The 22416-nt window shown below is 32.5% G+C and carries 23 protein-coding genes; 17 read left to right on the top strand and 6 right to left on the bottom strand.

Going from position 1 to position 22416, the window contains the following annotated elements; all coding sequences use genetic code 11:
* Nucleotides 1-2 precede the first annotated feature (2 nt).
* On the top strand, nucleotides 3-719 hold the full coding sequence (locus HB672_RS07635; RefSeq protein WP_167610474.1) for an SAM-dependent methyltransferase: 717 nt from the start codon (nucleotides 3-5) through the stop codon (nucleotides 717-719).
* On the opposite strand, the gene HB672_RS07630 is transcribed toward HB672_RS07635, so the two are convergent.
* From HB672_RS07630 to dapF, 5 genes are all read right to left on the bottom strand, one after another.
* A complete protein-coding gene (locus tag HB672_RS07630) occupies nucleotides 716-1369 on the bottom strand; it encodes a peptidoglycan-binding protein LysM (protein ID WP_167610471.1) in 654 nt (217 codons plus the stop codon). The two genes, HB672_RS07635 and HB672_RS07630, sit on opposite strands and share 4 nt — an antisense overlap.
* Before the next feature lie 109 nt (nucleotides 1370-1478).
* Nucleotides 1479-2387 carry a DUF2279 domain-containing protein gene (locus HB672_RS07625; protein WP_167610468.1) on the bottom strand — a complete coding sequence of 303 codons (909 nt, stop codon included), beginning with the start codon at nucleotides 2385-2387 and terminating at the stop codon, nucleotides 1479-1481.
* A 3-nt stretch (nucleotides 2388-2390) separates the two neighbouring features.
* The gene (mltG, locus tag HB672_RS07620; RefSeq protein ID WP_167610465.1) at nucleotides 2391-3434 is read right to left on the bottom strand and encodes an endolytic transglycosylase MltG; all 1044 of its coding nucleotides are present in this window, start codon (nucleotides 3432-3434) and stop codon (nucleotides 2391-2393) included.
* A complete protein-coding gene (locus tag HB672_RS07615) occupies nucleotides 3434-3958 on the bottom strand; it encodes a GNAT family protein (protein ID WP_167610462.1) in 525 nt (174 codons plus the stop codon). The genes mltG and HB672_RS07615 overlap by 1 nt, the downstream gene beginning before the upstream one ends.
* On the bottom strand, nucleotides 3952-4731 hold the full coding sequence (gene dapF, locus HB672_RS07610; RefSeq protein ID WP_167610459.1) for a diaminopimelate epimerase: 780 nt from the start codon (nucleotides 4729-4731) through the stop codon (nucleotides 3952-3954). The genes HB672_RS07615 and dapF overlap by 7 nt, the downstream gene beginning before the upstream one ends.
* A 160-nt stretch (nucleotides 4732-4891) precedes the next feature.
* On the opposite strand from dapF, the gene HB672_RS07605 reads away from it, so the two are divergent.
* From HB672_RS07605 to HB672_RS07530, 16 genes are all read left to right on the top strand, one after another.
* Nucleotides 4892-6304: a trypsin-like peptidase domain-containing protein gene (locus HB672_RS07605; RefSeq protein WP_167610455.1), complete on the top strand. Its 1413-nt coding sequence runs from the start codon at nucleotides 4892-4894 to the stop codon at nucleotides 6302-6304.
* A 140-nt stretch (nucleotides 6305-6444) separates the two neighbouring features.
* Nucleotides 6445-7893: a glyceraldehyde-3-phosphate dehydrogenase gene (locus HB672_RS07600; RefSeq protein WP_167610452.1), complete on the top strand. Its 1449-nt coding sequence runs from the start codon at nucleotides 6445-6447 to the stop codon at nucleotides 7891-7893.
* 117 nt (nucleotides 7894-8010) lie between these two features.
* The gene (locus HB672_RS07595; protein WP_167610450.1) at nucleotides 8011-8622 is read left to right on the top strand and encodes a tRNA (guanine-N1)-methyltransferase; all 612 of its coding nucleotides are present in this window, start codon (nucleotides 8011-8013) and stop codon (nucleotides 8620-8622) included.
* A 112-nt stretch (nucleotides 8623-8734) separates the two neighbouring features.
* On the top strand, nucleotides 8735-9178 hold the full coding sequence (locus HB672_RS07590) for a GNAT family N-acetyltransferase (protein WP_167610447.1): 444 nt from the start codon (nucleotides 8735-8737) through the stop codon (nucleotides 9176-9178).
* An 81-nt stretch (nucleotides 9179-9259) separates the two neighbouring features.
* The gene (locus tag HB672_RS07585) at nucleotides 9260-9607 is read left to right on the top strand and encodes a YciI family protein (protein ID WP_167610444.1); all 348 of its coding nucleotides are present in this window, start codon (nucleotides 9260-9262) and stop codon (nucleotides 9605-9607) included.
* On the top strand, nucleotides 9607-10857 hold the full coding sequence (locus HB672_RS07580; protein WP_167610441.1) for a sigma-70 family RNA polymerase sigma factor: 1251 nt from the start codon (nucleotides 9607-9609) through the stop codon (nucleotides 10855-10857). Before HB672_RS07585 ends, HB672_RS07580 begins: the two co-directional genes overlap by 1 nt.
* 34 nt (nucleotides 10858-10891) lie before the next feature.
* Nucleotides 10892-11143: a Na+/H+ antiporter NhaA gene (locus tag HB672_RS07575; protein ID WP_167610438.1), complete on the top strand. Its 252-nt coding sequence runs from the start codon at nucleotides 10892-10894 to the stop codon at nucleotides 11141-11143.
* Between the two features lie 125 nt (nucleotides 11144-11268).
* Nucleotides 11269-12021, top strand: coding sequence for a DUF6090 family protein (locus HB672_RS07570; protein ID WP_167610377.1), 753 nt, complete (start codon nucleotides 11269-11271; stop codon nucleotides 12019-12021).
* Nucleotides 12022-12501: 480 nt separating this feature from the next.
* Nucleotides 12502-13179, top strand: a complete 678-nt coding sequence (gene trmD, locus HB672_RS07565) for a tRNA (guanosine(37)-N1)-methyltransferase TrmD (RefSeq protein WP_167610435.1) — start codon at nucleotides 12502-12504, stop codon at nucleotides 13177-13179.
* Nucleotides 13180-13303: 124 nt separating this feature from the next.
* Nucleotides 13304-13654: a 50S ribosomal protein L19 gene (gene rplS, locus HB672_RS07560; protein WP_167610432.1), complete on the top strand. Its 351-nt coding sequence runs from the start codon at nucleotides 13304-13306 to the stop codon at nucleotides 13652-13654.
* A 718-nt stretch (nucleotides 13655-14372) separates the two neighbouring features.
* On the top strand, nucleotides 14373-14942 hold the full coding sequence (locus HB672_RS07555) for a pentapeptide repeat-containing protein (protein ID WP_167610429.1): 570 nt from the start codon (nucleotides 14373-14375) through the stop codon (nucleotides 14940-14942).
* Between the two features lie 197 nt (nucleotides 14943-15139).
* Nucleotides 15140-17353: an NADP-dependent isocitrate dehydrogenase gene (locus HB672_RS07550; protein WP_167610426.1), complete on the top strand. Its 2214-nt coding sequence runs from the start codon at nucleotides 15140-15142 to the stop codon at nucleotides 17351-17353.
* A 113-nt stretch (nucleotides 17354-17466) separates the two neighbouring features.
* A complete protein-coding gene (locus HB672_RS07545; RefSeq protein ID WP_167610423.1) occupies nucleotides 17467-19845 on the top strand; it encodes a TonB-dependent receptor in 2379 nt (792 codons plus the stop codon).
* Between the two features lie 3 nt (nucleotides 19846-19848).
* The gene (locus HB672_RS07540) at nucleotides 19849-20661 is read left to right on the top strand and encodes a DUF4249 family protein (protein ID WP_167610420.1); all 813 of its coding nucleotides are present in this window, start codon (nucleotides 19849-19851) and stop codon (nucleotides 20659-20661) included.
* Nucleotides 20662-20689: 28 nt separating this feature from the next.
* Entirely contained in the window at nucleotides 20690-21508 is an 819-nt protein-coding gene (murQ, locus tag HB672_RS07535; RefSeq protein WP_167610417.1) for an N-acetylmuramic acid 6-phosphate etherase, read from the top strand.
* Nucleotides 21498-21740, top strand: a complete 243-nt coding sequence (locus HB672_RS07530; RefSeq protein WP_167610414.1) for a DUF6095 family protein — start codon at nucleotides 21498-21500, stop codon at nucleotides 21738-21740. Before murQ ends, HB672_RS07530 begins: the two co-directional genes overlap by 11 nt.
* Here HB672_RS07530 and HB672_RS07525 read toward each other — a convergent pair.
* Nucleotides 21737-22237 (bottom strand): hypothetical protein, encoded by a 501-nt coding sequence (locus HB672_RS07525; RefSeq protein ID WP_167610411.1) that lies wholly within the window; start codon nucleotides 22235-22237, stop codon nucleotides 21737-21739. The genes HB672_RS07530 and HB672_RS07525 overlap by 4 nt on opposite strands.
* Nucleotides 22238-22416 lie beyond the last annotated feature (179 nt).

Below are 22416 nucleotides of genomic sequence, written 5' to 3'. Positions count from 1 at the left end.
ACATGAGTGAAGTCAAAGGAAAACTATATTTAATTCCGACCAGATTAGGCGAAAATCAGCCTTTAGAAGTACTGCCTATTTCCATAAAAAAAATAATTGAACAAGTTGATGATTACATCGTTGAAAATGAAAAAACTGCAAGACGTTTTATTAAAAAAATTAGTTCTGGAAAATCTCAACAATCACTTAAGATTCATATACTAAATAAATATACTGAAGAAAACGAACTACCAGATTTTCTAAATGCATGCATGGAAGGAAAACCTGTTGGGTTATTGTCTGAAGCTGGTTGTCCAGGAATAGCCGATCCTGGAGCCGATGTTGTTAAAATTGCTCATGAAAAGGACATTCAAGTTGTACCTCTAGTTGGACCTTCCTCTATATTGCTAGCATTAATGAGTTCCGGAATGAATGGGCAAAGTTTTACTTTTAATGGTTATTTACCTATAGATAAACACGAACGTAAGGCTAGCTTAAAAAAGTTAGAGCGTATATCTTTTGAGCAAAACCAATCACAAATATTTATTGAAACACCTTATAGAAACAATAAAATGTTAGAGGACATTTGCTCATCTCTAAACAAAAACACTAGAGTGTGCATTGCTTGTGATATTACATTGGCAACCGAGTATATAAAAACCAAAATGGTAAGTGAGTGGAAATTAGCAAATATTGACCTTCATAAAAGGCCAGCAATATTTATAATACACAAAGATTAAAGTAAAGTAGCTTTTGCTTTTTTATCTGCTTCTATAAAAGATGTATCGTAACCAGAAAACTTTTTCATGTAATTTCTTATGGTAGTTCCATAAGCATCTGCAAAACCAATTGCTCCATAACTTCGCAAATACTTTTTAACACTTCCAGGACCTGCTAAATGTGCTGCAGCAAGAATTCCAGATTCAGTCACTAAAACACCATCGATAGTTTTTCCAACAAAACGTTTAATATCACGACGCAATATCCACTTGTTACGCATAGCATTTGCAATAAAAGCTTTTTCCTGAAGTTCAGGGGTATTCAAAAAATTATTAGTGTTATAAATACCAATAAGCTTGAGTGTGTTTCTGCCAAATTGATATTTACCCATATAACCAAAAGTGTTTACAGAAAAGTAATTTCCTCTAGACTCCTTAAAAGCCAATGCTTCTTTAAAGCCAACAAAACATTTTCCAAGGGTTGGTAAATAATAGTCTACTTTTTTAGGGGTTTCAATTTTAGGTGCTTTACTGGGAGAATTGTAAGCAAGCTCTAAGCCTTCAATCGAATACATCTCTTCGTCCAAAATATATGTAGTTTCAAAAGCAGTAAAAAATGCTAAAAACACTACAACTGGAATAATCGAATATGCTACTAATCCTTTATACATAATTTAAAATTTACGAGGGCAAAATGATTCATTTATATACTCAAAATTTCAGCGTGCAAAATTACACAAATTCTTGATATTTTCAAAATTACTCGTTTAAGTGTATTTCTTAATGGAGCAAAAGATGAAATACAGCCTTATTTTTGCTATTAAACTCGATTGTAGGGAGCGGTACTTTTATAACATTTAATACAGAAAAAATGGTTTTTAAAACCCTGGATTTTGTATTAATATTGGTCAAATTTACATCAAAACTTAAATAAAACTGCCGATATCTATCTTGACTTGTAAACATATTATTAACAGGTTCATTTTCACCAGTTAACATGCCGTTTGCGCTATATCCAATTGCAATGTTCAACCACTTAGGGAAGTTCGCCTCCTTAAAAAAGGCATCTAAATTCGCACTTAACCAATAGGTTTGACCATTATAATCTTTAAACATTTGTTCTATGAAGGAATTGCCCAATCTTTCAGGACGCATTGCAGCATAAGGAGTTTGGTGAAATGAATATTTTAATTGCAAACGCTGTTCTTCCCAAAGTAATTCTTGACCAATATACAATCCTGTTCCAAGCGCGTTAGCTCCAATATCTGACCAAGAAAAACCCCATTCTTTAGAAAAACCGTCAAAAATTTCGACAGCCGACAGAAACGTAAATCCAAATGTAGCACCATAAATAAGCTGGTCTTTTTTACTTACACCGCTCCAATTAAAAACATCTGCTCCTACTCTAGCCAATTGATAAGATGAAAATGCATGGCCAATTTTATCCATTTGCATCCATTCATCCAAATCGTTTATGGTATGAAATTTAGAACGGTCATAATCTTTATACCACAATGCATTTAGACCAATCAATGCCGAAGCTCCTAAAGCAGTTTCAGAAACGACTACCGCATTTCTTCTTTTAATATTTAAAGTATCACTTGGCTTGAGAAACGTGTTTAATTGTTGACCAAAACCAGATATACCTATAAAAAATAATAGTAAAAAGAGTTTAATTTTATGAATCAAAACCTAACGTCTTATACCTTGTTGCGATAAATAACGCTGATACTCTCTTGCATTTTGATTATGCTGAGACAAAGTTCTAGCAAACTTATGGAACCCTGGTTTTTTAGCATCGGCAGCAAAGTAGAAATAATTGTGGGTTTCAAAATTCAATACCGCATCAATAGCAGAAATATCTGGCATTGCAATTAATCCTGGTGGCAAACCAACATTCTTATATGTATTATAGGGTGAGTTTATTTCTTTGTGTACATTAAGTACGCGTTTAATTAATGTACCTTGGTATTTAGGTAATTTATAAGCAGCAAACTTTAATGTTGGGTCTGCTTGTAAAGGCCAATTATTTTTTAATCTATTAATGTAAACACCTGCAATTCTTGGTTGTTCGCTTTTTTGTTTGGATTCTTCTTGTACAATTGAAGCTAGTGCCACTACCTCATCTGGGTTTAAGTTGGCTTTACGAGCTTTTTCCAACCTTGTGTCGTTCCAAAACTTATTATACTCTGTGAGCATTCTATCCCTAAAACTCTCGGCTGAAGTATTCCAGAAAAACTCATAACTATTAGGAATATACATCCCTAATGCTGTAGCTTCATTAAAACCATTCTTCTCTAAAAAATTTGAATCATTAAACACTTCTAAAAGTGAGGTACTGTCTGCTTCAATCTGTTTAGCAATTCTCCCTGCTAAAAGCTCTAACGAATTTTGATTGTTAAAAGACACCTTTACTGGAATATTATTACTTCTTATGGAATTAATAATATCATTATTGGTCATGTCTTTCTTAATAATATACTTACCAGCTTTAACATTAGTTGTATATTTTTTTCGATTAGCAAGTGCATCAAATGTATTTATGTCTTTAAGTAATGGTATTAGACTTTCTCTTACCTTATTATAATCTGTGTCAGATTCAATATACACATAAGCTTCATTGTTATTAAAGGCCGTATTGGGTACAAACATTGCCGAATACACATAATATGCAAAATATGCAGCTATTACTAAACCAATTAATGCAATAGCAAGTAAGATTTTTTTAAAATACATTAGTTATTTATTAGTTGAAACAAATATTCATTTTTATAAGCTCCATTTACAATATTCCAGTCTTTTTTGAGTCCTATTTCTTTGAAATTATGACGTTTAAAAAGCTTTATGCTCGCTTCATTATCTTCTGAAATATTACAATACAACTGATGAAGGTTTAAATGTGCAAAACAATAATCAATTAATAATCGTAATGCTTCAGCTCCATAACCTTTACCTCTGTTAATTGAATCCTTAATTAAAACACCTATTCCTGCACGTTTATTATGAAAGTCAAAATCAAAAATATCTATCAACCCAATAGTATTATTCTCAAAAGTCGAGATAACAAGACGCAGTTGCTTTACTTCAAATATATCTTTATGAGCATTCTCTAGATATTGTTTAATTAAAAATCGAGAATAAGGTGTCATTGTATTACTTATTTCCCAAATATCTTGATTGTTTTCTATCTCATAAATAAAATCGAGATCCTCAGGCTCTAAAGCTCTTAAAAATATATGTTCGCCTTTTAAAGTTACCATGCAATTTCCCCTTTATAAACCAAAATAGCTGGTCCAATTAACCATACATCTTTATATTGTTGACCCTCTTGCTTAAAAGATACTTTTAACTTCCCTCCTTTTGTTTGTAAAATGATAAGGTTATTCTTAGTCACACCTGTTGCATTCATAGCAATTCCAACCGCTGTTACTCCTGTACCGCAAGAAAATGTTTCTCCTTCCACCCCTCTTTCGTATGTCCTCACGGAAAAAATTGAGTCTTCAATTTTCTCTACAAAATTAACGTTAGCTCCTTCTTCGTAATAAGGTTGTCCATACCTAATCGAGGCACCCTCTTTTTTAATATCAATCTTGTCAATATTTTCACGGACCTCAACATGATGCGGTGACCCAGTATCTAGAAAAACGTGTTTATCATACATCTTAATACCTGATACGTCTTGCATTTGAAGCTTTACAATATTACCTTCAATTTTAGCATGATGCAAACCATCAATTGCTAAAAAGGTAGCTTCATTATCTATAACGCCAATCTCTTTTGCAAATGCTACTAAACAACGTCCTCCATTTCCACACATGGTACTTTCGTTGCCATCAGAGTTGTAATACACCATTTTAAAATCTAAGTCTTCGTGATTTTCCAAGAGTATTAACCCATCGGCTCCAATACCAAAACGCCTATCACACAAATTGGCTACCAATTTAGTGTCTTCTTTATCAAAAATGCCTTCACGATTATCTATAATCACAAAATCATTTCCTGTACCTTGATATTTATAAAATGTATGTTTCATTTTGAATGACAAAGATAGAAATATTAAACAGTTTTTTATGTTGTTAAATCATCGTTAAAAATGATACAAAAATTAGTTAAAATGAGTTTCAATTTTCAATATTTTATTAATTTTAATCGTTATCAAATCGTAAAACAATTTTAAATAATACACGAAGATCATGAAAAAGATTTTTACACTTGTTTTAGTATCAGCTCTTGGTGGAGCTCTTACATTAGGAACCTACAAACTGTTTATTGAAAAAGATGAGAGTGTAGCTCACCAGCAAATCGACACCTCTCCTTTTACTATTCCAGTAAACTATAAAACTGTTAATACTAATTTAGCTGCTGGTGAAGCTATTGATTTCACTACAGCTGCCGAAAAAACAGTCCATTCGGTAGTGCACGTACGAAACACGACAACAAGTTCTGGAGCGATGAGTTTTGAAGATTTATTTTTTGGAAGACGCTCGCAAAGACCTCAAGTCGGTATGGGTTCAGGTGTAATTATCTCTTCTGATGGAATGATTATCACTAACAATCATGTTATTGATGGTGCCGAAAACATAACTATTACTTTAAACAATAATAAATCGTATGAAGCGGAACTATTAGGCACTGACCCAAAAACAGATATTGCCCTTTTGAAAATTGAAGCCGATGAAGAGCTGCCTTACACCACATTTGGAGATAGTGACAACTCTAAAGTTGGCGAGTGGGTTTTAGCAGTTGGAAATCCTTTTAATTTAACATCTACAGTAACTGCAGGAATTATAAGTGCTAAATCGCGTGACCTAACTGGTGGTGGTAATCAAGCACAATCATTTATTCAAACTGACGCAGCTGTTAACCCTGGAAATTCTGGAGGCGCTTTAGTAAATACCAATGGCGACCTTATTGGAATTAACACAGCCATTACATCTCAAACGGGTTCTTATGTTGGATATTCCTTTGCAGTACCAAGTAATATTGCCAAAAAAGTTGTTGAAGATATTATGGAGTTTGGTAATGTACAAAATGGAATTTTAGGTGTTACTGGTGGCTCACTAAATAGCGCAAGTGCAAAAGAACTGGGTGTTAATGATACCGAAGGTTTTTATGTAAGTACTGTTGAAGAAGATTCTGGCGCAAAAAAAGCTGGTATAAAGGAGGGCGATATTATTAAACAATTAGACAATGTAAAGATTTCAAAATTCTCAGATTTAAAAGGTTTTTTAAACACTAAAAGCCCTAATGATGTTGTCTATGTAACTGTTGTAAGAGATGGCAATGAAAAAACGCTACCAGTTACCTTAGCTAAGTTAACTTCTGTTAGAGTTCCTATAATTGGAACTTTAAAAGAAGCCTCTAAAAGTGACCTAAAAAAAATGAAGGTTGATTACGGTTTAAAAATTACTGATTTAAGTGGTAGTTATATTGACGAGTGGAAAGCAGATGGTGTAGATAATGGTAGTATTGTAACTGCAATAAATGGTGTTAAAATAAACTCTATCGATGATGTAAATTCGGTAATGTCAAAATATTCAGAAAAAATTTATAAAATAGAAATTGTTAAAAATAACGGTGAAAAAGTAAACTATAGGTTTAGATAATTTTTAATTAAACAGAGAATAAAACCCTCATCTAAATTATTGGATTTGAGGGTTTTATTTTTTTGCAAAAATTGGCTACGAAAACGTTTGAAATATCCTATTTTTGCAAAAAATTTAACAACACACTAAACCACATTACAATGAGTTTTAATGAAACTTATGAGAAAGAGTTAGCATTTCAAGCAGATCGTAGAAGAGCTACCGTAGAATTTATTAAAATAATAAGTGACCTTTGGTACGACAAGTCTATCGAATTAGTGCTTTTTAGAAACCCATTAATAGACAGAAATGTTAGCGAAATACTTAATCTTCATGAATATGCTGGAGAATTTGTACAAAAACCAATTTCTGTTTTTGATTCTGTAGAAATTGCTCAAGCAATTAAAACATTAGACATTCCACCAGCTAAATTAGATATTGGTAAATTGACTTATGAATATCATTTAGAAGATGATAAGTACAGTAATGCCATTGCTTTTGTTGCTGACAAATTAAAAGATGCCAGTAAAAATAATGCTATCGAACCTAAAGACGTTATCCTTTATGGATTTGGTCGTATTGGTAGATTGGTAGCACGAGAATTAATGACTAAAACTGGTAAAGGTAGCCAACTTCGTTTAAGAGCCATTGTAACAAGAGGTGAGATTAATGAAACTGTTTTAGAAAAAAGAGCATCATTATTACGTAACGATTCAGTTCATGGAGACTTTCTTGGAACTGTAACAGTTGATTTAAAAAGTCAAGCTTTAATAATTAATGGCACAACCGTTAATATTATTTCGGCTAATGCACCTGAAGATATTGATTACACAGCTTATGGCATTAACAATGCTTTGGTAATTGACAATACTGGTGCGTTTAGAGATAAAGAAGCGCTTGGTCGTCACTTAAAAGCAAAAGGTGTAGATAAAGTATTATTAACAGCTCCTGGTAAAGGAGTGCCTAATATTGTTCATGGTGTTAATCAATTTGAGAATAGCCCAGAAAAGATTGATATTTTTTCAGCAGCATCATGTACAACCAATGCCATAACACCTATTTTAAAAGTTATGGAAGACTCTTTTGGTGTAAAAAGTGGACACTTAGAAACCATTCATGCTTACACTAACGACCAAAACCTAGTCGATAATTTTCATAAAAAATACAGACGAGGAAGAGCCGCAGCACTTAACATGGTAATTACCGAAACTGGCGCTGGAAGTGCAGTAGCAAAAGCATTACCAAATCTTGAAGGTAAACTAACATCTAATGCTATTAGAGTTCCTGTACCAAACGGTTCTTTGGCAATTTTAAATCTTGAGTTAGAAAATGCAACATCTATCGATGGTGTAAACTCTGTGGTTAAAAAATATGCCTTAGAAGGCGACTTAGTTGAGCAAATTAAATACGAATTAAGTGACGAGTTAGTCTCTAGTGATATTGTTGGAAGTTCTGCTCCTTCAATTTACGATAGCAAAGCAACTATTGTAAGAGCTGACGGTAAAAATGTCATACTCTATATTTGGTACGATAACGAATATGGTTACAGCCACCAAGTAATTAGGCTAGCAAAACACATTTCAAAAGTGAGACGTTTTACTTATTATTAGTATAATAAAACATCTATTTTTTTGTTATAATCGTATATATTTAAGCCTCACAAATTTGTGAGGCTTAAAAATTTATTTTTTTATCTTTACAAACAACCACACAAATCAACCATAACAATGAAAACTTTAAAGGTTACTTTTTTTACTTTACTTACCGCATTCGCCTTTACACTTCAGGCTCAAGAGCAAACAGAATCTATTAACGAAGGTACCATAGACCAACAGTTTGAATTTTTACTTAGAAAATCAGGTAATTTCAAAGGTACAAATGGACAATCTTATGAAGCTGTAAAGCGTAGTATGTTATTAACACTACAAGCCCATACCATTGACTCTTTAAATACGCTTGAAGGAAAATTAAACACTACAAGAAATACTGTAACTGCACAGCAAAAAGAAATAGACGAGTTAAAAACCAATCTTGAAAAAACGCAAAACGCATTGTCTGTTACAAATACCGAAAAAGACAGCATGTCGCTATTTGGTATGCAAATGAGTAAAACCAGTTACAATATACTAATGTGGTCTATTATTGCAGGTTTGTTAACTTTTTTACTAGTTTTTATTTATAAATTTAAAAACAGTAATTCCATAACAAAATCTGCTAAAAACGCACTTACAGAGGTAGAAACCGAATTTGAAGAACACCGTCGAGTAGCTTTAGAAAGAGAACAAAAAGTACGCAGACAATTACAAGACGAAATTAACAAACAAAAAGGCGTTAGTTAATTTATCACTTCGATTTTCCCGAACAAGTCATGCTTTGCACTGTCCAAGCATTGAAGTACTTAATAACAATGTTTAATATAAAATCTGTAAATTCGTTTTACAGATTTTTTTTATGGAAATAACTAAAGCTACCTTAAAGCACCTCGACGACTTAGTACCTTTATTTGATGGTTATAGACAGTTCTACAAACAAGACGCTAACCTCGACAAAGCTAAAGCGTTTTTAACTAATAGAATTAAGAATAACGAATCTGTTATTTACATCGCTTATTTAAATAATAAAGCCGTAGGGTTTACACAATTATACCCTTTATTCTCTTCGGTTTCTATGCAACCCATCTATTTATTAAACGATTTATATGTAGATGCGAGTATTAGAAACAAGGGTGTTGGTCAACAACTCATTCAAGCCGCTAAAAATTTATGCATTGAAAAGGGTTATAAAGGCTTAGGTATTCAAACCGAAGTCACGAATCCTGCACAACATTTATACCAGCGAGTTGGGTTTAAAAAAGATTCAGACTTACATTTATTTTGGACAAATGATTTTAGATAAATAAAAAAACAAATAAACAATGTCTCCTTTTTAATTCTACAAACGTCTTATAGATATATAACAATTAAAAAACTTACAATTATGAAAAATTTTATGATGCTTTTTGTTGGAAAAGAATATGTTGATCTAGGGTTATCGCCTGAAGATATGCAAAACCGAATGCAGAAATGGTTTACTTGGGGAGACAAAATGGAAAAAGCTGGCATCCTTAGAGGTGGTGAAGCTTTAACTCCTCAAATAAGACGTATCGTTGGCAAAAATCGTACAGTAACCGACTTAACATCTGCCGAAGTGAAGGAAATCGTTGGTGGATTCTATCTAATCCAAGCAAAAGATTTTGATGAAGTGCAAGAAATAGCCAAAGACTTTCCTGATTACGATTTAGGAAACACTGTCGAGATTCGCGAAATCATGGTATTCGACAATTAATGGAATCAAAGTACATAGACCATCTATTTCGCCATCACAGTGGGAAGATGGTCTCTGTTCTTACTCGAATTTTCGGACTCTCAAATCTAAATATTATTGAAGATGCTGTTCAAGACACCTTCATAAAAGCTAGCATCTCTTGGCGATTACAACAACCTGAAAACCCTGAAGCGTGGCTTACTAAATCCGCAAAAAACAGAGTCATTGATATTTTGAGAAAACTTAAAAAAGAGAAAACTTATTTACCAGAAATACACAAAGGAACAGTCACTATAGCAATTAACAAGCTCTTTTTAGATACCGAAATTGAAGATGCGCAGCTTCGTATGATATTTACAGCCTGTCATCCAGATTTAAACTCTACAGATCGTATTTCGTTTGCACTAAAAACAGTATCTGGGTTTAGCATCAAAGAAATATCCTCTGCACTACTTACTAAAGAAGACACCATTAAAAAGCGACTATTTAGAGCGCGAACTGCCATACAAAAATCACAATTAAAATTTAATATCCCTCAAGGCAAAGCTTTACCAAACCGATTGGAAAGCGTTATGGAAGTACTCTACCTAATTTTTAACGAAGGCTTCCACTCCAACAACAAAGAAGAACTGATTCGTCAAGACTTATGTGGTGAAGCCATGCGTTTATGCAAACTGCTACTAAAAAATAAACACACAAGAACCTCTGCAAGCTATGCATTGTATGCATTAATGTGTTTTCACTCTGCACGCTTGAGCGCAAAAATTAATACCAATAACGAGCTCCTCGATTTAAAACATCAGGACAGGACGCAATGGTATTTTCCGTTAATTGAATTAGGGAATATGATGATGAATAAAGCCGTAGAAAATTTAGAACTCTCTTGTTATCACTACGAAGCTACCATTGCCTCTGAGCATATACGTGCCAGTAGTTTTGAAGACACCAATTGGAATAAAATACTAATTTGGTATCAAAAATTACACGATTTAAAACCTATGCCATCGCATATCCTTACCATGGCAGTTGTGTGCATGCAACAGCAAGATTACATAACAGCCAAAACCTATCTTGACCAAATCTCACCTGATGATTTTCAACAACGAGCATACTTATATTATGGAACACTTTCAGACTATTACATAAATGCCAATCAGTTGGAGAAAGCATTAATACAAATTGATAAAGCACTTGCAACTGTAACCAATTTACTGGAAAAAGATTTTTTAGAAAAAAAGAGACAGATGCTTTCAGAACCAAAAAAAAACTAACTTAGTCTAGAAAACCTTAATCCTTATAAAGACAATGATAAAAAGCACCATTCTCACACCTTTTCAAAAGCTCGTTAAAATTGAAAGTTTTAGTGGGCTTTTATTATTAGGTGCTACTATTTTAGCATTGGTTTGGGTAAACTCTCCATTTGGTGATACTTATCAAGCTATTTGGCAATATGAAATTGGCTTTAAAACCCAAGTCAGGAGTCCTGCACAACATTTATACCAGCGGGTTAGATTTAAAAAAGACCCTGACTTACATTTGTTTTGGACAAACAACTAACCACATACGCATAATTACGTATTGATTTTAAACAAAAAAAACAATAACTTCGCTAACGACTGATATAAAGCATTGAAACGTTGCATATTATCGCATTGTGCTTCATTATGACAAACCGATAACCAATGATTAAATTCTTTAGAAAAATTAGACAAAATTTACTTTCAGAAGGAAAAACTGGAAAGTATTTTAAATATGCTATTGGAGAGATTATTCTTGTTGTTATTGGAATCCTCATTGCATTACAGATTAATAATTGGAATGAACAAAATAAAATGGATAAGTCAATAAACAGTCATCTTGAAATACTCAAACAGAATTTAATTGAAGACCAAGTCCAACTTCAAAATTTAAAAGAAAATATGACTGAAAACATAAAATGTGCTGACTCTTCAATGGCACAAATAAAAACTATAATACCTGTCAATAATTCGATGAAGAAATATTTGGTATTGTTAGTTCGAGAATTTCAATTTAGCCCAAATACTAATGGAATTGAAACAATCACCCAATCCAATGAAATACCTTCCTTAAATACCGAATTAAGAAATGCTGTTCTGAATTATTACGCTTTAATAGAAAGGACTGAAGAAAGAGAACATATTTCAAATACGCAAATCCAAAGCAAATATGAACCTTATATAAATACAGAATATCCTGATATTTTTCAGAAGGATAATGAATGGGAATTTATAGCGTCATTTTACAAGGATGACCCAAGACCGACATCTTCGATTGATGATGTTAAACTTCTAAAGGATAAAACCTTGGAGTCACTTTTGGTTTCGAGATATTACCAGTGTGTTGCTTTAGAAAATTTTTATGGAGAATTAATAATATCGTCAGATAAAATATTATCAATTCTTGAAAAAGAATAAATTAAATAACGAAAGCACAACAACGTGTATAATTCATTGCTAGTTATAGCCTACTTACGAAAGTCCTCGCGGACTTTCTATCTGTGATTTATTTGCTAACTTTAGTGCTTAAACACGCAACGAAATCATACACTAGACCGATGATGTACAATTCACCAAAAGGTGAACTCAAGTTGCTACATTGTCGCTACGCTCCAATTCCCACAACTTGAGATATGTACATCATCGCAGGGCTATGTCAGATTGCATACGCCGTATGAAATAGGTATATAACTAATATTCACATTTTGGTGCCATCCAGGAAAACTGTACATATCAATAGCTATATGCAACCTGTCCACGTTTAATTTGTATTCTAAAAGTATGCAATAAATTGCTTACTTTTAAAATCCAAAACGTGGCTTCACATAGCCCTGCATTAGCAAATCTTAACAAAAAATAACACTTTTCTTTCTAAATGAATAATTGCATCTTTGCAATATGCGAATAGACATTATCACCGTTTTACCCGAATTACTTAAAAGCCCGTTTGAAGCCTCTATTTTAAAACGTGCCATAGAAGCTGGTTTGGTAGAAGTACATTTTCATAATCTTAGGGATTACACAACTGGTAATTATAAAAGTGTGGACGACACACAATTTGGTGGTGGCGCAGGTATGGTGATGATGGTAGAGCCTATTGATAAATGCATAAGCAAACTAAAATCTGAGAGAGATTATGACGAAGTTATTTATATGACACCAGATGGCGAAACCTTAAATCAAGGTATTGCCAACCAAATATCATTAAAAGAAAACATTATTATCCTTTGCGGACATTATAAAGGTGTGGACCAACGTGTACGAGACCATTTTATAACTCGTGAAATTTCTATTGGCGATTATGTCTTGTCTGGTGGCGAACTTGGAGCAGCTGTGTTATGCGATGCCGTAATACGATTAATTCCTGGTGTGTTAGGTAACGAAACATCTGCCCTAACCGATTCGTTTCAAGATAATTTGTTAGCACCTCCTATTTACACCAAACCAAGAGAGTATAAAGGCATGAAAGTTCCAGAAGTGTTGCTTAGTGGTAACTTTCCTGAAATAGAAAAATGGCGCGAAGAACAAGCGTACAAACGTACTAAAGAGCGACGACCAGACTTACTAGAAGAGTAAATTAAAAACTTTTCACTTTTCACTTTTTACTTCTTACTTTTTATGTATATTTGCAGCCAATTTCGGGTCAACCTCTGGCGATAATCGTGAACGTTGTTTCGAGACAACTATTAAAAAGATCAAAATGGAATCTTTAGTAAAATTTGTACAAGACGAATTTGTAACAAGAAAAGACTTACCAGAATTTTCAGCTGGTGACACTATTACAGTGTTTTACGAAATTAGAGAAGGTGAAAAAGTACGTACACAGTTCTTTAGAGGTGTAGTTTTACAACGCAGAGGAACAGGAAGTTCTGAAACCTTTACAATTAGAAAAATGTCTGGAACAATTGGTGTAGAGCGTATCTTCCCAGTTAACTTACCAGCATTACAAAAAATTGAGATCAACAAAAAAGGTAGTGTTCGTAGAGCAAGAATATTCTACTTTAGAGGTCTTACTGGTAAAAAAGCAAGAATTAAAGAGAGCAGACGATAGTCTCACTTTCTTTTTAAAATCTATAAAAGCCTTGACAATTAATTGTCAAGGCTTTTTCGTTGTTAACAATTGTTCATAACCATAGTTTATAACAGGTTGATATCTAAATGCTTGAAAAATTTGCAAAAATGAAATCTTATTTTAAATTAGCATTAGAGTTAAGGGAAACATCATGAAAATTGATGCTATTATTACGAAAGTAATACCTTTAGTTTGGTAAAGTAACGTTCTTTATTTTAATTGTTTTTTGAGATTTTGAGACAACATGTGTATGCATGTAGGGTTTTATAAATCATGATGTTTTAAATAGGACTGTTTGTTATGCAGACAGTAAACTAATAAAATTGAAAGTTTCCGAAAATAGAAGAATCGAAAGTGATGTCTAAAATAGGAAGCAATGCTTTAAAGGTTATGTACCATGCAAATGAGATATAATTGATAAAGCATCAAGAAAAACAATTATCTGGAAACATTTAGTAACAGGTCAATACATTTTGAAAGTTACATTTAGAATGTTTCTTTGAAATGGTAACACTTGAATTGAAAAGATTAGGCAAACATAAGTGATGTTTAATTGAAGTTAGCAGCAATGTTAAATAGGTCATGTGAAACTGTTTTAAGAAAGCCATGTCAACATAGATTAATTTCTAAGTGATATGGCTTTTGTTATATATACCATTTACTTAAAAATGATATCTTCGCATTATATTTATGCACCATGCTTCCACTTATTCTAGACAAAACATTCAGTAATCAAGATTACACAAAAACTGGCTTAGAGAAAGCCGAATACGATGGTTGTACATTTATTAACTGTAATTTTGAATCTTCCTATTTGTCGACATTACAATTTTTGGAGTGTGAATTTATTAATTGCAACCTTACCAATACCAAATTAAAAGAAACGACTTTTAAAGATGCAACATTTACAGATTGTAAACTTGTAGGTATGCCTTTTTATGAGTGCAACGAGTTTCTACTTTCGGTAAGCTTCGTTAATTGTAATTTAGATCTAGCTGTATTTATTAATTTAAAGTTGGTTGGCACTAAATTTAAAGATTGTAGTTTACAGCAAGCAGACTTTACCGAAGCAGACTTATCAAAATCACAGTTTGATAATTGTAATTTAAAGAATACTGTATTTGATAATGCCATCTTAGAGTCAGTAGACTTTACTACAGCTTATGATTTTAGTTTTTGCCCAAGTAGTAATAAAATGAAAGGAGCAAAATTCTCAAAACATAATATTCAAGGACTTTTATCTGAACATCAAATTATAATTGAATAACTTTTATAAGTGAATTTTACGAAATCCTTAAAAAAAGATACGTTTTTTATAAATGCCATAAAATATAGCATTATTGCTATGAGTTGCCCTAATATCACTCAGCTTTAAGCTTCAAATTTTGTATATTCGCTTACTGAAAAAACGGACAGCATTTGAATGTTCTTTTTTACCTTCAATAACTATTAAACTCGAACTCTATGTCGAAAATAATTTATACAAAAACTGACGAAGCTCCAGCATTGGCAACTTATTCTTTTTTACCAATTGTTAAAGCGTTTACAAAGTCGTCAAACATTTCTATAGAAACAAAAGATATTTCATTAGCTGGAAGAATTTTGGCTAACTTTCCTGATTTTCTTACCGAAAATCAAAAACAAAATGATGCTTTGGCAGAATTAGGTGAGTTAGTAAAAAAGCCAGAAGCAAACATTATTAAATTACCAAATATTAGTGCCTCCATTCCACAGTTAAAAGGTGCTATTAAAGAACTACAATCAAAAGGTTATGCCTTACCTGATTATCCTGATGAGCCAGAAAATGATGAGGAGAAATCAATTAAAACTAGATACGGTAAAATTAAAGGAAGTGCTGTAAACCCTGTGCTTAGAGAAGGGAATTCAGATAGACGTGCGCCTAAAGCAGTAAAGAATTACGCTAAAAAGAATCCACACTCTATGGGAAAATGGAGCTCAAACTCTAAGTCGCATGTATCAACAATGACAGAGGGTGATTTTTGCCACAATGAAAAATCAGTAACGCTTTCCGAAGCAACAACAGTCAACATTGAACATACTGATGCTAATGGAAAAACGACCATTTTAAAAGAAAATTTAGCATTACAAGCAGGTGAAATTATCGATGCAGCTGTGATGCAAAAAAAAGCATTATTACGCTTTTTAGAAGCTCAAGTACTGGATGCTAAAGGCAAAGATGTATTGTTTTCTTTACACATGAAAGCAACCATGATGAAGGTTTCTGATCCAATTATTTTTGGTCACGCAGTTCGTGTATTCTTTAAAGACCTGTTTGAAAAGCATGCCGAAACTTTAGATGAAATTGGCGTTGATGTTAATAATGGATTTGGAAATTTGTTGGCGAACTTAGCTGAAGTTTCAGAAGAAAAACGCAATGAAATTCTTAAAGATATTGATGCTTGTTACAAAAACAATCCAGATTTAGCAATGGTTAATTCCGACAAAGGAATTACTAATTTGCACGTGCCAAGTGATGTGATTATAGATGCTTCTATGCCAGCAATGATTAGAAATTCTGGTCAAATGTGGAATGCACAAGGAAAATCGCAAGATACTAAAGCAGTGATTCCAGACAGTAGTTATGCAGGAATTTATACAGCAACTATTGATTTTTGCAGAGAACATGGAGCCTTTGACCCAACAACCATGGGGACAGTGCCAAATGTTGGATTGATGGCGCAAAAAGCTGAAGAATATGGTTCTCACGATAAAACATTTGAAATTGATTCAAATGGAACAGTTAGAGTTGTTGACTCGAACGGAAATATATTGATAGAACATACAGTTGAAGCTGGTGACATTTGGCGTATGTGCCAAGTGAAAGATGCGCCAATTCAAGATTGGATAAAATTAGCTGTATCAAGAGCCAGAGCTACAAATGCACCAGCGGTTTTCTGGTTAGATGAAGACAGAGCTCATGATGCCGAATTAATTAAAAAAGTACAAATGTATTTGCCAAACCACGATACTAGTGGTTTAGATATTCAAATTTTGTCGCCTATTAAAGCTACACAATTCACCCTAAAAAGAATGAAGAGCGGTAAAGACACCATTTCTGTTTCTGGTAATGTGTTACGTGATTATTTAACCGATTTATTTCCAATTTTAGAACTTGGTACAAGTGCAAAAATGCTCTCAATTGTGCCATTAATGAATGGTGGAGGTTTATTTGAAACTGGTGCTGGAGGTTCAGCTCCTAAGCACGTACAACAATTTGTAGAAGAAAATCATTTACGTTGGGACTCGCTAGGTGAATTTTTAGCTTTAGCTGTGTCGTTAGAACACTTATCAGAAACAACAAATAATCCAAAAGCTAAAGTATTAGCCGATACACTAGATTATGCTACTGAGAAATTATTGGAAAACAAAAAAGGGCCATCGAGAAAAGCTGGCGAATTAGACAATAGAGGAAGTCATTTTTATTTAGCAATGTATTGGGCACAAGAACTTGCAAATCAAAATACTGATATTGAACTAAAGAATGAGTTTACAAAAACTGCCCAAGAATTAACAAACAATGAAGTTACCATTGTTGATGAACTAAATAAAATTCAAGGTGCTCCAGTAAATATAGATGGATATTACGAGCCAAATGAAATATTAGTTTCTCAAGCTATGAGACCAAGTCATACTCTTAATAAAATTATAAAAAGTTAGTAAATATCTATATAAATAATTATATTTGTTTAATGTTTTTAAAATAATGTTAGACATATTGTAAAAGCTCTTTAAAAACTAAAGAGCTTTTATATTTTTTATCAAAATTGCTAATGAATTCATTCTATAAAAATAGTTTATTTCTTATACTACTATTATTACCTATAAGCGTCATATCACAAGAAAAGTTTACTTTGAGTGGTGTTATAACCGATGAGAGTAGCAACGAAACACTTATTGGTGCCAATATCATTATTCCTTCGCTACAAACTGGAACAACTAGCAACGAATATGGATTCTACTCCATTACTTTAGATAAAGGGATTTATGAGTTTCAAATAAGTTATTTAGGTTTTAAAAGTATTGTACAAACCATAAATTTAGATAAAGACCAAACCTTAAGCTTTAAATTAGTAGAAGACAGTCAAAGCTTAGATGAAATAGTAATTGTTGAAGATGTTGAAAAACTCAACATTAGGAAGCCACAAATGAGTTTGAACTCGCTATCAATCAATACTATCAAACAAATTCCTGTGGTGCTTGGTGAAGTAGATTTAATCAAGTCAATTACTTTGCTTCCAGGAGTAACAACTGCTGGCGAAGGTGCTTCTGGCTTTAATGTTCGTGGTGGAGCCGCTGACCAAAATTTAATTCTGTTAGATGAAGCTACTATATTTAATTCATCTCATTTATTTGGCTTGTTTTCGGTGTTTAATCCTGATGCTATAAAAGACATTAAGCTCTATAAAGGCGGTATCCCTGCCAAATATGGCGGAAGGGTTTCATCAGTTTTAGATATCTATCAAAAAGAAGGAAATAGTAATGAATTTAAAATGAATGGCGGTATTGGGTTAGTATCTAGTAGATTGCTGGCTGAAGGACCACTTAAAAAGGAAAAAGGGTCGTTTTTACTAGGTGGTAGAAGCAGTTATGCGCATTTATTTTTACCTCTTTTTGACATTGATAACATTGCCTATTTCTACGATTTAAATACAAAATTGAGCTATAGATTGAACGATAGAAATAATATTTATTTGTCAGGCTATTTTGGTAGAGATGTATTTAATATTTCTGACAGTTTTGAAAATGCGTATGGCAACGCCGTTATAAATTTTAGATGGAATCATTTGTTTTCTGATAAATTATTCTCAAACTTATCACTTATCTATTCAGATTATGACTACGATTTAAAGTTGAATTTTGTGGAGTTTGATTGGACATCTGGTATAAGAAATTTTAATGTCAAATACGACTTAAAGCACTATATATCCAATAATTTTAAGTTACAATATGGGTTAAATAGCATTTATTATAAATTCAATCCAGGAGATATTAAACCAACAACAGAAACTTCTGGAATTAACCCATTTAAACTCATTGATAAATATGCCTTTGAAAATGCTATATATGTTGATGCAGAACACCAAGTAACCGATAAATTGGCATTAAGTTATGGATTGCGCTTAAGTTCGTTTACAAGATTAGGTCAAGACGAACTAAACGTATATCAAAATGATAATCCATTAATTTTTAATCCTGAACTCAAAATTTACGAAAAAGCAGAACCAATTGGTACTGAAAGTTACAAACGAAGTGATGTAATTAAATCGTTTGCCAATTTAGAGCCACGACTTGCATTGGCGTATCAGTTAAACGAGCAAAGTTCTGTAAAAATGAGCTATAATAAAATGAGTCAGTACTTGCATTTGTTATCAAACACAAGTTCTCCTACACCTTTAGATGTTTGGACTCCCAGCGGAAAATATGTCAAGCCTCAAATATTGCATCAATTCGCTTTAGGATATTTTAAAACTATAAATGATAATACCTATAATCTAGAAATAGAAACATTCTACAAAACCATAAAAAATAGAATTGATTATATAGATGGAGCAGATTTAATTGCCAATAATGCCATTGAACAAGTTATTCTAAATGGTAAAGCACGAGCATATGGTTTAGAAGTGTTGTTTAGAAAAAATGAAGGTGATTTTCAAGGATGGATAGCTTATACTTTATCAAAATCTGAACAACAAACAAAAGGTAAAACTCCTGAGGAAATAGGGATTAATAACGGATTGTGGTACAATACGCCTTACGACAAAACCCATGATATCTCCATAACAGCATCGTATAAACTAACCGATAAATGGAGTTTTAGCTCAAATTTTTTGTTTCAAACTGGATTACCAGCAACATTCCCTAATGGACAATATGAGTATAATGGTATATCTATACCAATATATGAAGCGAGAAATTCAAGTAGGATTCCAACGTATCATAGGCTAGATGTATCAGCAAAGTATATTCCTAAGTCAAATTCCGATAAAAAATGGCAAAGCGAATGGGTTTTTGGATTGTATAATGCATATAATAGAAAAAATGCTTCATCCATTAGCTTTAGAGAAAATAGAACAACTGGTGCTAATGAAGCATTAAAACTATCCCTTTTTGGAATCATTCCATCTGTTTCTTATAACTTTAAATTTTAAATCATGAGAAAGCTAATATTAATACTTATAGGCATAACAATATATTCATGTGAAGATGTAATTGATTTAGATTTAAATACATCACAACCTAAATTAATAATTGAAGCTTCAATAAATTGGGTCAAAGAAACTAGCGGAAATGAACAGGAAATAAAGCTATCATTATCTACACCATTTTACGATATACAAACACCACCTGCAAATAATGCACAAGTTTCGGTTTTCGATACCAACGGAAACGAATTTATCTTCATTGAAGATGGCGTAACTGGAATTTATAAGAACAATACGTTTATTCCAGTTTTAAATGCTGAGTATACTCTTGTGATAAATTATAAAGGCGAAACATATTCAGGTACAGAATCTTTAAAATCTGTAGTACCAATTGATTATGTTGAACAAAAAAATGATGGAGGCTTTTCTGGAGAAGAAACCGAATTAAAGGCATATTATTCAGACCCTGAAAATGAAGATAATTACTATTTCTTTGAGTTTAGTAATAATTTTACAGCTTACCCCACACTTGAAGTATATAATGATGAATTTACGAATGGAAACCAAATTTTTGGTTTTTACACGGAAGAAGATTTAACCACAGGTCATGAAGTAACTATAAAAAATCATGGTATTTCTGAAGCTTTCTACGAATATATGTTTATCCTATTACAGCAAAATAGTGAAGAAGGTGGCGGTCCTTTTGAAACAACACCAGCAACAGTTAGAGGAAATTGTATAAATGAAACCAATCCAGACAATTTCCCTTTTGGATATTTTAGACTATCAGAAGTTGATGAAATTATTTATATAGTTGAATAACTCTACTCAAATTGTTTATTTTTGATGAATGGATTTCACAAAAACAACAGAGCAAGATTCTAACTATAATCATCTTGAAAAGATGAGTGTTTCAGAATTACTCACCAACATAAATAATGAAGATAAAACCGTTCCTTTTGCTATTGAAAAAGCATTGCCACAAATTGAAGCACTGATTGAACAAGTGATTGGCAAATTAAAATCTGGGGGACGTTTATTTTATATTGGTGCTGGTACAAGTGGTCGCTTAGGTATTGTTGATGCAAGTGAATGTCCTCCTACTTTTGGAGTTTCTCATGAACTAGTTGTAGGACTTATAGCTGGAGGAGATACTGCTATTAGAAAAGCTGTAGAATTTGCAGAAGATTCCACTACTCAAGGTTGGAAAGATCTACAAGAATATCATATTACAAGTAATGATGTTGTAGTTGGTATTGCTGCTTCAGGTACAACACCTTATGTTATTTCGGCTCTTGAAGAATGCAATAAAAATCATATTATAACTGGATGTATTACTTGTAATCATAATAGTCCATTATCACAAACAGCAAAATGTCCTATTGAAGTGATTGTTGGTCCAGAGTTTGTAACTGGAAGTTCAAGAATGAAAGCTGGAACAGCTCAAAAATTAGTGTTAAATATGATTACTACTGCTACTATGATTCAATTGGGAAAAGTAAAAGGAAACAAAATGGTTGATATGCAATTGAGTAATAACAAGCTAGTTGATAGAGGAGTAAAAATGGTCATGAATGAATTGAATATTACCGCTGAAGAAGCATCTAAACTGCTTGATAAGTATCAAAGCGTAAGAGCATCTATAAAAGCATATAAGAATGGAAACTAAAAGAACAAATAAAGAGGTATTAGGAAAAGGTTTAAAAAAAATGGCTATTTCTTTAGTTATGATGTTTACTGGACCTACATTATTTTATATTGCAACAACCAATAAAGAAAAGCCTCTTTATATTCCAATTCTGATTATAAGTTTTGTTATTTGCGTTGGAGCTATATTTTTTGCATTCAAAGGTCTTCAAACAATTATGAACAGTATGTTTGATAGCAATAAATCTAACTAACTAACTATCTGTCTAGGTGTTGTTGGATTATATCCAAAACTTTCATCTTTCATTGGAATTTCTAATCTATCAAGAATATAACTTATTATTGCATAATGGTGAATTGCATGACTATTTGCTTGCGCAAGTACTGCACCTAATGTGTACATAATATCAACCTTTCCTATACCCAAATCATCACAAACCACATAATGTTTAGTAAAGCTGTAATTGTCAAATCTTTTTAGCGTGTCAATGATTCGTTCAACATGGCTAAGTGTATAATTGCAATCAGTATGCATTCGTTCATCTCTTTTTCTTTGAGTAAGATCAATTGTTGCATTATCTACTCCATCAATAATGCAGTCATAAAAATCCAAAATATGTCTAATATGTGAACCTATACATGAATAATAAGGAGAAACTGAGTGATTACTTAAATCCTCATTTGAAAGGGAGCATAAAAGTTGTTTTGATTTGCTTAAAGTATAAATGGAAGATTGAATGATAATATTCATAAATCTAAAATAAGTAATTAGGTTGAATAAAAAAATTATTGATGTATTAGTCTAATATTTAGTTTTCCCTTACAAAACGGCATAAAAAAAACCCTTACTATAATAGTAAGGGTTTTACAAATACTGACATTATCGTCAGTACAAAAAAGGCGGCGACCTACTCTTCCACGATTGTAGTA

It is taken from the genome of Gaetbulibacter sp. S0825 (assembly GCF_011777505.1).
Taxonomy (GTDB): Bacteria; Bacteroidota; Bacteroidia; order Flavobacteriales; family Flavobacteriaceae; genus Pontimicrobium.
Note: the sequence above shows the minus strand (reverse complement) of the source record. Positions and strands in the feature narration are given on the sequence as shown.